Origin of the sequence: Actinophytocola sp., assembly GCF_035712165.1 — a bacterium.
Lineage (GTDB): Bacteria > Actinomycetota > Actinomycetes > Mycobacteriales > Pseudonocardiaceae > DASYTH01.
This window is the reverse complement of record NZ_DASTBH010000135.1, coordinates 1-10,755: the sequence shown is the minus strand read 5'-3', so window position 1 is coordinate 10,755 and position 10,755 is coordinate 1. Positions and strand designations below refer to the sequence as shown.

Sequence of the window (10,755 nt, the reverse complement as noted above, 5' to 3'; positions counted from 1 at the left end):
CACGACGAGGTCCTCTACGCCGTGTTGCGCTCGGACCGGACCGCCTGAACCGTCGCATCAGGACTGTCGGTCCCCCCGCCTAGCGTGTCGAACGCGTGATCGACCGATCACCGTGCGACACTGGCGGAGGTAGGAATGAGGAGGCACGATGAGCGCTGTGACACTGAGCGACGTCTGGCCGCAGGGGGACCGGCCACTGACGGTCGACGACCTGCACCGACTGCCGGACGATGGAAACCGGTACGAGTTGGTCGACGGGGTGCTTGAGGTGTCACCGCCGCCACTCAACAACCACAACCTGGTCGCCACGCGGCTGGCATCGATGCTCAGCATGCACTGCCCAGACGATCTCGCCGTGCTGTCCGGGAACGGCGTCAACTTCGCCCAGGACCATCTCCGCATTCCCGATGTCATCGTGGTCCGCTACGAGTGGGTCGAACCGACCGACTTCATCGAGTGCCCGCCGCTGCTGGCGATCGAGGTCGCGTCGAAGAGCACCCGCAAACGCGACCGCACGGTCAAGAAGCGGGAGTACGAGGCGTTCGGCATCGCGTCGTACTGGATCGTGGAGCCCGACCACAACCGGCCGAACCTCACCGTCTTCGAGCTCAACGACACCGGATACGACCAGGCCGCCCTCGTCTCCGGCAGCGAGACGTTCCACGCCGAGCGGCCGTTCCCGATCACGATCGTGCCGGCCCTGCTGGTCCAGTCCGGCAACGCCTGGAAGGCCGGCCTCGCCTGACGGGGCCAGTAGCCTTGCCGTCTCAGGGCATCAGGTTGCCGTCCTCGCCGTAGAGCAGCAGGCGGCCGGGGTGCGGGGCGGCGCCGAACCGGGCACCGACGCGGGGCTCCTCGTGCTCGGGGACGGTGACGCCGACCAGGGTGCCGTCGGCGCACTCCAGGGTGACCAGCGAGCTGATTCCGAGGTTCTCCACGATCGACACGGTGCCCGGGATGCCGTCGTCGCCGAGATGCAGGTACTCCGGCCGGATGCCGACCACGAGCGGCGTGCCGTCCGGGAGGTCGGCCTCGGCCAGTTTCGCGCCGGCCACCTGGACCGTGCCGGAGCGCACCTCGCCGGGCAGCAGGTTCATCGGGGTGGAGCCGATGAAGTTGGCCACGAACGTGCTGTTCGGGTGCTGGAACACCGTGCGCGGGCTGCCGACCTGGCGGATCTGGCCGGCCTCCATGACCGCGATCCGGTCGGCCAGGGCCAGCGCCTCGGCCTGGTCGTGGGTGACGAACACCGTGGTCATGCCCAGCTCACGCTGCAACCGCTTGAGAAACGTCCGGGCCTCCAGCCGCAGCCGGGCGTCCAAGTTGGACAGTGGTTCGTCGAGCAGCAGCACGTCGGCCTCCATGGCCATGGCCCGGGCCAGCGCCACCCGCTGCTGCTGCCCGCCGGAGAGCTGGCCCGGCCGGCGCTCCAGCAGCCCGGCCAGGCCGAGGTCGCCCGCGGTCCGCTCGGCGACCTCGCGCTGCTGCGACTTCGGCGCGCGCCGCACCCGCAACGGGTAGGCGATGTTCTCCGCGACCGTCATGTGCGGGAACAGCGCGTAGTCCTGGAACACCATGGCCACCCGGCGCCGGCCGGGCTCCATTCCGGTCACGTCCCGGCCGCCGATCGACACGGTGCCGGCGCTGGCCGGTTCCAACCCGGCGATGGTGCGCAGCAGGGTGGTCTTGCCGCATCCGGACGGGCCGAGCAGCGCGAAGAACTCGCCGTCGGCGATGGTGGCGTCCAGCGCGTCCACCGCCCGCACCCCGTTCGGGTACACAGTGGACAGTCCGGTCAGTACGATCTCCGCCATCAGGCCTTGATCCCTCCGTGGAAGCGGAACCCGTACCGCTTGCTGACGAACAGGTACAACGCGATCACCGGCAGCGAGTACAGCAGCGAGAACACCGGGATCACGGTGAGGTTGGCCGCGCCGCCCTCGTCCCGCATGGTCTGCAGCAGCACCGCACCCGGCTGGGTCTCGACGTCGCGCAGCAGCAGGAACGGCAGCAGGAAGTTGCCCCAGGCCTGCACGAACGACCAGACCAGGATCGTGGCGATGCCGGGCCGGGCCACCGGGAGCACGACGTGCCGCAGCACCTGCCCGGGCGAGGCGCCGAACACCCGGGCCGACTCCTCGTAGGAGCGGGGGACGGAGTCGACGAAGTCCTTCAGGATGAAGATGGCGGCCGGCAGCATCCCGGCGGCCATCACCAGCGCGGTCCCGTAGTAGGAGTTGATCAGCCCGAGCTGCTTCATCATGATGAAGATCGGCACCATGGCCGCGGTCCCGGTGACCACACTGGACAGCAGCAGCAGCACGTAGAGCAGCACGTCGCGGCCGGGGATGTGGGTGCGGGACAGCGCATACGCGGCCAGCGTGGCGAACACCGCGGTCACCGCGGTGGCCAGCACGCACAGGATCAGCGAGTTGAGCAGCGAGCCGAGGGCGTAGGGGTGGTCGAAGGTGGACCGGACGTTGTCCAGGGTCCAGTCCGGCCAGCGCAGCCCCACCCCGGGCCGGCTGTCGAACGGCGCGCTGGCCAGCCACAGCATGGGAATGGCGAAGAAGGCCAGCACCACGGCCATGAAGACGGTGTAGCCGATCCGGCGCAGCACGACGGCGCTCACCGGACCCGCCTCCGGCGCAGCGTCGCCAGGTACACGATGGCCAGCACCAGGTTGGCCAGCAGCAGCAACAGCGAGATGGCCGAGGCGTAGCCGAGCCGGCCGTTGCCCTCGCCGCCGATCGCCTGCTGGTAGATGAACACCGGCAGGGTCTCCGACTGGTGGTTGGGACCGCCCGCGGTGAGCAGGAACGGCGAGAAGTCGTTGAACGTCCACAGCGTGATCAGCAGCGTGTTGGTCAGGACGTGCCCGCGGATGTGCGGGAACACCACGTCCCGCACGGTGCGCAGCCGGCCGGCGCCGACCATCCGCGCGGTCTCCAGCTGCGAGGGCGGGACCGCGGCCAGCGCCGAGCTGTACAGCATCATCGAGAACGCCGTGCCCCGCCAGGTGTTGAACACGACCAGGCAGGTCATCGGGTACTGCAGCAACCAGGCCGTGCCCGGGGTGTCCAGCATCAGGTTGAGCGTGCCGCCGCTGCGGTCCAACACCGCGATCCAGAGATAGGCGACCACCACGCCGGGCAGGATCCAGGCCAGCAGCACCAGCGCCTCGACGGTGCTGCGCAGCGCCGGGCGGGCCGAGCGCATGGTCCAGGCCAGCGCGAAGCCGAGCACGTTCTGCCCGATCACCGCCGACCCGATGACGAACACGAAGGTGAGCCAGAGCGAGTTGGTGAACAGCGCGTCGTTGAGCGCCTCGACGTAGTTGGCCACCCCGACCACCTTCGGCGACACCGAGTCCACCCCGGTGAGCCGGTAGTTGGTGAGGCCGATGTAGATCGTCCACAGCGCCGGGAAGATCAGGAAGATCCCGATCAGCACCAGCGCGGGCGCCACGAACCCGATGGACCGCGAGGTGCCCAGCCCGGCGGTGTCCCGCCGGGTGGCGGCTCTCCTGGGGGCCGGGGCCTCCAGGAGAGCCGTGCCGCCGGGGTCAGCCACCGGCGACCTTGTCCTGGCCGACCGCCTTCACCAGGGCCTGCTGGTAGGTCGCGGCGGCCTCGTCCGGGCTCTTGCCGGTGATCACGTCGGTGGTCGCCTGCTGCAACGCCGAGGACACCTTGGGGTAGTCGGCCAGGCCCGGCCGGAACCGGGTGATCGGCAGCACCTTGGTGGCCACGAAGCTCAGCATCGGGTCCTTGGCGAGCACCTCCTTGTTGACGTCCTCGCGCTGGGTGATCTGCGCGGTCCCGGCCAGCCGGGCCTTGGTGGCGTCGTAGGAGTTCATGAACTGCAACAGTTCCCAGGCCTGCTGCGGGTACTTGGTGTTCGGGTTGACGATCCGCACCGCGCCGCCGGACATGCTGACGAAGTCCTGGCCGCCGACCCCGGCGCCGCCGGTCCTGGCCGGCACCATCGCCCAGCCGACGGCGGTGTCCCGGTCGGCCATCTTGGCCACGCCCTTGGTCGGTTCGAGCACCGAGCGCCAGAAGTAGTCGCTCTCCATCAGGATGCCGAGCTTGTTCTCGGCGAACAGGGCGAAGGACTTGTCCCGGCCCTTGGCCTCCTGCTGGATCAGCGGGTCACCCAGCCCGCTGCCGTAGACCCGTTGGTAGAGGCCGAGAACGTCCTTGATGTTCTGGCTCTCGCCGAGCCATTTGCCGTCCTGGTACACGGTCTTGCCGGTGCCGACCAGCAGCGGCAGCACCCCTTGCATGGTGGTGGCCTCGGTCATCACCGTGCCGCCGTTGAGCTGGATCGGGATCACGCCGGGGACGGTCTTGAGCTTCTCGCCGGCCGCGATGATGTCGTCCCAGCTCTTCGGCTGCCAGTCGGCCGGCAGCCCGGCCTGGGCGAACAGCTTCTTGTTGAAGAACAGCACGCGCCCGTCGGTGCCGACCGGGATGCCGTAGCGCTTGTCCTCGAACCGGCCGAGCGCCTCGACCGCGTCCGGGATCTGGCCCCAGCCGTCCCAGGCGTCCACTTTGTCCTTGCCGACCACGTCGTCGAGCGGCTTGACCTGGCCGGCCTGGGCGAACTCGCCGAGCCAGATGCCGTCGATCTCGACGACGTCGCCACCGCCGCCGGTGTTGAAGTCCAGCGCGATCTTGGTCTTGTAGTCCTTGTCGTCCGACCCGATGCCGTCGAACTTGACCGTGGCGTTGACGCCCTTGGCTTTCTGCGCCTCGGTGAACTTCGGGATGACCCAGTCGGTGATCCAGGCCGCGCCGGCCGCGTTCTTGCCGCCCGCCACCGAGTTGGAGGTGATGGTGAGCGTGACGTCCTTGGCGTCGGCGTTCTGGTTGGCCTTGCTGTCGGACCCGCTGTCCTGCTGCTGTCCGAGGCACCCGGTGAGCAGCAGCGTGGTCGACACCGCCGCGGCGAGGAGCGTCTTCTGTCGCATGTGGGCACCTTTCTCATCGTCGAGTGGCGCAGGAAATCTTCCATCAATGGTAGTACCATGACAAGCTCTGACCTGCGGCGCGGCAATGAGCACGCCGGTCGGCCTGACGAGGTAGGTTCGAGCTGTGACGGACCCGGTGGACGCCCGCCTGCTCGGCATGGTCGCCGACATGGGCAGGGCCGCGGTGCACGACATCGCCGCGCGCCTGGGCATGGACCCGCGCGAGGTGGCGTCCCGCCTCGTCGCGCTGTCGGCCACCGGCCTGCCGCTGCTGGTCGGCGTGGAGTGCGACCCGGCCCGGTTACGCGCCGCCCTGGCCGCCCGCCCGGTCTACCCGCCGCCGCAGCCCTACCCCGCCCAGTTCGCCGGCTACGCCCAACCCGGCCCGTCCGGCCCGCACTCGGTGCCCAGCGGCCCGTACCCGCCGCCCGCGCCGAGCAACCCGTTCCCGGCCCAGACCGGCCCGCCCAGCAACCCGATCCCCCGGCCAATCAGCACCTGGGGCCCACCGCAGACCGCCTCCTGGGCGCGCGGCGACCAACCGCCGCAGGACCTCACCGTCCCGACCACCCGCACCGACCGCACCAACGGCGAGACCCGCACCGGAGCCGTCGGCGCCACCCTGCTCACCGAGGGTCTGGAGGGCGAGCGTCTGGCCATCCAGCTGGTCGAGGTCGTCGACCCGGCCGACTACCTGTTCACCGCCGCCGGCTACCGCCTTCAGGAGGGCGAACGCTCGGTGGTCGTGCACACCGAGCTCACCAACCGCGGCGGCGTCCCGTTCCAGACCCTGCCGGATCTGTACCTGGTCCTGGTGACGCCCGACGGCAAGACCATCCAGAAGGCGCCGGTGTCCCTGTCCTCGCGCCCCCCGTACCGCATCGGTGTGGCCCCCGGCGAGACCGCGGGCGGCCACACCGTCTACGTGGTGCCGGAGAGCACGGTGATCACCTCGGTGCGCTGGAGCCCCCGGCCCGACGAACAGTCCCGCACCCTCACCTGGACCGTCGAACCCTGACCAGGGCCGGCGTCAGTGGCACTGGTGGCCGCCGACGGACAGCGAGCCGTCGGACAAGAACACGGCGGTGGCCCAGGCGCAGGAGCGGACCGGAAACCCGCTCACATGGCTGATGGTGACCCGCTCCTGGGTGCCGGCCGGCCCCGAACACCCACTCCCGATCACCAAGGTCTCCTGGAGGTAGAAGATCGGGCTGACCGACTGGCAGGTGTAGGACACCGGCGCGGCCTGCGCCGAACCGGGCACTCCCATCCCCACCCCCACCGCCGTCAACACCGCCGCAGCCCCAGCCGCCACACGCCTCCGAACCATGCCCGACTCCTTTCGGACCAGCACCAGGAACGGAACGAAAGTACCCCAGGGAATGGCTCGTTAAACTGGACAATATTGAACATTCGCAGCGGGCAAATGCGCAGAAGAAATGCCCAGAATTGTCCGTCGAATCAGTAGCTGAACACCGTGGCGAACAGGTAGAGCTGGTCCTGCGTCAGCGGCACCTCGGGCCGGGTGGGCTTGTCCCCGTTGCTGAGGTTCCACACGCTGATCCGCACCATGATCAGCGTGCCGTCCGGCCGGCGGGCCGTCATCGCCTGGTTCCACCCCATCGCGTCGCCGAGATGGGTGCGCCAGGTCGCCTTCGTACCGTCGGGAAGCGTCCGGCTCGTGCAGGTCGGCAGCCCGGGATAGCAGCCATCCGGTTCGGGGGTCTCCGGGCTGTACACACTGATCCTGAAGGTGGCGACACCCTGCTGGTCGGACAGCCTGGCAAGGGCCTCGTAGTGCACGAAACGCTGCGGTTTGTCCAGATCTTCCACCAGGACCAGTTTGCCGAACTCGAGCCCCGGCGGGGTGCCCTCCCGGAAGCCCTTGGTGTTCTCGGAATCAGGACCGACGGTCAGGTTCGGCAACAGGGCTGTCCTCGCCCCGGCGAGCTGAGCGGTGAGCTTGCGGGCCCGGTCGTCGACCTCGCGGGCCACCGCCTTCCTCCCGTTGATCATGGTGGGGCCCGCGGTGCTCGTCGGCGGGCCTGCCCCCTGGTCGCGCTGGCCGAGGTTCATCGTGACGGTCACCACGCTCACGGCGGTGAGCAGCACCACGATCCCCAGCGTCACGGCGGCCACGGACCGGCGGCGCAGCCTGCGCGACCGCTCGGCGTCGATCACCCCGTCGATGTCCACGGGCTCGGAATACTCGTCGGCCAGCAGGTTCAGGCCGGCGGTGAGTTGCTTGTCGTTCATCAGGAACTCAGCTCCCTGGCCAGGGTGGCCGCACCACCCAGCCGCGTCATCGCCGCGCGCAGGGCGGTGAGCCCGCGCGCGGTCTGGCTTCTCACGGTTCCTTCCGAGCACCGCATGATGGCCGCCGTCTCGGTCACCGAAAGCTGTGACCAGTAACGCAGCACCACCGCGACGCGTTGACGTGGCGGAACTTCCGCAAGAGCCTGTCGGAGCAACTGCCTGACGTGGTCCGACCCCACCCCCAGTGCCGGGTCGGACCCCGTCGCGGCCAGATCCGGAACCACCCCGGTGCGCGACTCCGCGCGCCGCCACGGTTTGCGCCGCTCGTTGAGCCACACCCGCAGCAGCACCTGCCGGACATAGGCGTCCACCGCCGCCGGCTGGTCGATCCTCGGCCAGACCCGGTAGAGCTTCATCAGGCAGGACTGGACCAGATCCTCGGCGAAGTGCCGGTCACCGCACAGCAGGTAGGCCAACCGGCCGAGCGACACCGCGGATCCGGCGGCGAAGGCCCGGAAACGTTCCTCGTCGTCGCTTCCGCGTTCCAGACTCACATTCCTTCACACACACCGCCGGGCCGCAACGTTGCACCGCACCGGAAAGTAGGGCTCAGCTCTCCGCGCGGAGGAGGTCCAAGGCGGAGCGCAGGTCCGCCGGGTAGGCGCTGGTGTAGGACACCCAGCGGCCGTCGGCCGGGTGGTGGAAGCCGAGGGTGTGCGCGTGCAGCCACTGCCGGGTCACGCCCAGCCGGCGGGCGAGAACCGGGTCGGCGCCGTAGGTGAGGTCACCGACGCACGGGTGGTGCAGCGCCGCGAAGTGCACCCGGATCTGGTGCGTGCGGCCGGTCTCCAGGCGGACGTCCACCAGCGACGCCGCCCGGAACGCCTCCAGCACCTCGTAGTGCGTGATCGACGGTTTGCCGGATGCCACGACGGCGAACTTGTAGTCGTGCCGCGGATGCCGGTCGATCGGCGCGTCGATGGTGCCCACGCTCGGGTCGGGGTGTCCCTGCACCAGCGCGTGGTAGATCTTGTCGACGGTGCGCTCCTTGAACGCCCGCTTGAGCTCGGTGTAGCCGTGCTCGCTCTTGGCCACCACCATCACGCCGGTGGTGCCGACGTCCAGCCGGTGCACCACGCCCTGCCGCTCGGCCGCCCCGGAGGTGGAGATCCGGATCCCGGCCGCAGCCAGCCCGCCGATCACGGTCGGCCCGGTCCACCCCGGACTGGGATGGGCCGCCACCCCGACCGGCTTGTCCACCACCACGATGTCGTCGTCCTGGTGCAGCACGATCAGGCCGTCCACCGGCACCGCGAGCACGGTCACCGGAGCAGGCGGCGCCGGCAGGCTCACCTCCAGCATGGCTCCGGCAACCAGCCGGTCGGACTTGCCGGCCACCCGGCCGTCCACCAGCACCTCACCGGCCTCGGCCAACTCCGCCACCGTCGTGCGGGACAGCCCGAGCAGCTTCGCCAGGCCCGCGTCCACCCGCATCCCGTCCAGCCCCTCCGGGACGGGCAGCGTGCGCAGATCGCTCACGAGGTCTCGACCTCGGTCGCCGCCTTGGTGCGGGTGGAGCGCCCGTCGTAGTCCTTGCCGAGCAGCGCCAGCAGCACGATCAGCGCGCCGCCGCACACGATCGCCGAGTCGGCCACGTTGAACACCGGGAAGTACTCCGCGTTCGGCCCGAACACCGACACGAAGTCGACCACGTGCCCCTGCAGCGGTCCGGGCGCTCGGAAGACCCGGTCCGACAGGTTGCCCAGCGCCCCGGCCAGCACCAGCCCGAGCCCGATGGCCCAGCCGACCGACCGCAGCTTCGGCATGATCCAGATGATGGTCACCACGACCGACACCGCGATGATGCTGAGCACCCAGGTCATCCCGGTGGCCATCGAGAACGCCGCGCCGGGGTTGCGCACCAGTTGCAGGTAGACGAACCCGCCCAGCAGTCGCACCGGCGGCTCGCCCTCCAGGGTGGCGACGACCGCGACCTTGGTGAGCACGTCCGCGATCAGCACCACGACGGCGACCAGCGCCAGCCAGATCCCGCGTCTCGGCGGTAGCGAATCACTGTCCGGATCGATGCTCATCAGCCTATTGTCCACTAAGCGGGCTCCGCCAAGCCCGCGCATCGGAGGGGTGTGGCATGCGCAATGCATCCTTCTCTCGCCGCCGCTTGCTCCTGGGTGGGCTCGGCCTCGGTCTGGTCGGCGCGGCCGGAGGTGGCGCGGTGATCCCGGACGGCCCGTCACTGCCCCGCGCGGTCGGCAGCGCCCAGCCCCGCAAGTCCGGCGTCCCCGACGTTCCCGCTGGTCCGGTGGTGGTCGAGCGGGTGTACTCGGCGGCCCGCGGCAAGCACGTCAACCTGGTCACCATGCGTCCGGACGGCGTGTCCGGCCCGCTGCCGGTGTGCCTGGTGCTGCACGGCCGGGGCGGCAACGCCAAGGACTACATCGACTTCGGCCTGCCGAGGCTGCTCACCTCGGCGGTCCGGGCCGGGGTCCGCCCGTTCGCCGCGGTGGCCGTGGACTGTGGCCGGGCGTACTTCATGGACCGCGAGGGCGACGACCCGATGCGGATGCTGGTCGAGGAGGTCCCGGGCTGGCTCGCCGAGCGCCGGTTCCTCGCGCCGACGGCGGTGCTCGGCTTCTCGATGGGCGGCTGGGGGGCGCTGAACCTGGTCCGCCGCCGCCCGGGCCTGCGCGCGGTCGCCCTGGCCAGCCCGGCACTGTTCCAACAGTGGTCGGTGGCCGAGACCCGCAAGGCGTGGACCGACGAGGCGCAGTGGCGCGAGTTCGAGCCGCTGCAACACGTCGACGGGCTCACCGGCACCCCGATCGGCATCTGGTGCGGCACCGAGGACTCCTTCGCGGACGGGGCGCGGGAGTTCGTCGAGAAGGCCCAGCCGGAGTTCGCCGCGCTCACCAGGGGCGCACACGACGGCGCCTACTGGCACCGGGTGCTGCCCGAGATCATGCGCTTCGTCGGCGCTCACCTGGCCTGACGGGCCCGGCGCCGCCGCAGCAACACGACCAGCACCGCCACCCCGCCCAGACCGAGCGCGACCAGCAGACCGGTCATCCCGGCCCGGCCGTCGTCGTCGGCGGCGGGTTCGACCTGGGTCGTCACGGGGGCGGCCACGACGCTGAACGTGCTGGTGGTCGTCCCGACCGTCGCGCCGCCGAACCGTTCGGTGGCGACCGTGGTGTAGCTGCCCTCGGCCAGGTCCGGGACCGGCACGCTCCAACTCACCAGGCCGGGCGCGGTGGCCGCGAGCCACTCGGTGTCGGCCGGCGGCTCGTTCACCGTGGTCTGGCCGATCGGCTGGCCGTTGAGCGTGACGGTGACCTCGGCGCCGGGATGCCCGGTGCCGGTGATCGCGGCGGGTGCGGCGGTGAGCACCACGCCGTCGGCCGGGGCGATGACGGCCGGCGGCAGCGCGCCGCTGGTGAACGCGGTCGCGCCCGGCAGCGAGGTGTTGCCGGCGGCGTCGGACTGCTGCGCGGACACCACATGCCCAC

Annotated in this window: 13 protein-coding genes; 3 read left to right on the top strand and 10 right to left on the bottom strand. The window is 70.4% G+C overall.

All coding sequences use genetic code 11. The features are described 5' to 3' along the window. Positions 1 to 148 precede the first annotated feature (148 nt). Positions 149 to 745, top strand: coding sequence for a Uma2 family endonuclease (locus tag VFO68_RS07475; RefSeq protein ID WP_325157435.1), 597 nt, complete (start codon positions 149 to 151; stop codon positions 743 to 745). 22 nt (positions 746 to 767) lie between these two features. On the opposite strand, the gene VFO68_RS07470 is transcribed toward VFO68_RS07475, so the two are convergent. Genes VFO68_RS07470 through VFO68_RS07455 form a run of 4 tightly spaced genes read right to left on the bottom strand, consistent with a single transcriptional unit; the run spans position 768 to position 4,975 of the window. After that, positions 768 to 1,814 (bottom strand): ABC transporter ATP-binding protein, encoded by a 1,047-nt coding sequence (locus VFO68_RS07470; protein ID WP_325157434.1) that lies wholly within the window; start codon positions 1,812 to 1,814, stop codon positions 768 to 770. Beyond that, positions 1,814 to 2,632: a carbohydrate ABC transporter permease gene (locus VFO68_RS07465; RefSeq protein WP_325157433.1), complete on the bottom strand. Its 819-nt coding sequence runs from the start codon at positions 2,630 to 2,632 to the stop codon at positions 1,814 to 1,816. Before VFO68_RS07465 ends, VFO68_RS07470 begins: the two co-directional genes overlap by 1 nt. Continuing rightward, entirely contained in the window at positions 2,629 to 3,573 is a 945-nt protein-coding gene (locus VFO68_RS07460; protein WP_325157432.1) for a sugar ABC transporter permease, read from the bottom strand. Before VFO68_RS07460 ends, VFO68_RS07465 begins: the two co-directional genes overlap by 4 nt. Then, entirely contained in the window at positions 3,566 to 4,975 is a 1,410-nt protein-coding gene (locus tag VFO68_RS07455) for an extracellular solute-binding protein (RefSeq protein WP_325157431.1), read from the bottom strand. Before VFO68_RS07455 ends, VFO68_RS07460 begins: the two co-directional genes overlap by 8 nt. A 157-nt stretch (positions 4,976 to 5,132) precedes the next feature. On the opposite strand from VFO68_RS07455, the gene VFO68_RS07450 reads away from it, so the two are divergent. After that, positions 5,133 to 5,993 (top strand): AsnC family protein, encoded by an 861-nt coding sequence (locus VFO68_RS07450; RefSeq protein WP_325157437.1) that lies wholly within the window; start codon positions 5,133 to 5,135, stop codon positions 5,991 to 5,993. A gap of 12 nt (positions 5,994 to 6,005) precedes the next feature. On the opposite strand, the gene VFO68_RS07445 is transcribed toward VFO68_RS07450, so the two are convergent. From VFO68_RS07445 to lspA, 5 genes are all read right to left on the bottom strand, one after another. Further along, the gene (locus VFO68_RS07445; protein WP_325157430.1) at positions 6,006 to 6,305 is read right to left on the bottom strand and encodes a hypothetical protein; all 300 of its coding nucleotides are present in this window, start codon (positions 6,303 to 6,305) and stop codon (positions 6,006 to 6,008) included. A 131-nt stretch (positions 6,306 to 6,436) separates the two neighbouring features. After that, positions 6,437 to 7,231: a hypothetical protein gene (locus VFO68_RS07440; RefSeq protein WP_325157429.1), complete on the bottom strand. Its 795-nt coding sequence runs from the start codon at positions 7,229 to 7,231 to the stop codon at positions 6,437 to 6,439. Then, positions 7,231 to 7,785 (bottom strand): SigE family RNA polymerase sigma factor, encoded by a 555-nt coding sequence (locus tag VFO68_RS07435; RefSeq protein ID WP_325157428.1) that lies wholly within the window; start codon positions 7,783 to 7,785, stop codon positions 7,231 to 7,233. Before VFO68_RS07435 ends, VFO68_RS07440 begins: the two co-directional genes overlap by 1 nt. Before the next feature lie 55 nt (positions 7,786 to 7,840). Beyond that, on the bottom strand, positions 7,841 to 8,725 hold the full coding sequence (locus tag VFO68_RS07430; protein WP_325157436.1) for an RluA family pseudouridine synthase: 885 nt from the start codon (positions 8,723 to 8,725) through the stop codon (positions 7,841 to 7,843). 41 nt (positions 8,726 to 8,766) lie between these two features. Next, positions 8,767 to 9,324, bottom strand: a complete 558-nt coding sequence (gene lspA / locus VFO68_RS07425) for a signal peptidase II (RefSeq protein WP_325157427.1) — start codon at positions 9,322 to 9,324, stop codon at positions 8,767 to 8,769. A gap of 56 nt (positions 9,325 to 9,380) precedes the next feature. Here lspA and VFO68_RS07420 point away from each other — a divergent pair, with 56 nt between their 5' ends. Further along, positions 9,381 to 10,238 (top strand): alpha/beta hydrolase, encoded by an 858-nt coding sequence (locus VFO68_RS07420; RefSeq protein WP_325157426.1) that lies wholly within the window; start codon positions 9,381 to 9,383, stop codon positions 10,236 to 10,238. Here VFO68_RS07420 and VFO68_RS07415 read toward each other — a convergent pair. Then, a partial coding sequence (locus tag VFO68_RS07415) for a hypothetical protein (RefSeq protein ID WP_325157425.1) occupies positions 10,226 to 10,755 on the bottom strand: 530 nt, incomplete at its 5' end. The two genes, VFO68_RS07420 and VFO68_RS07415, sit on opposite strands and share 13 nt — an antisense overlap.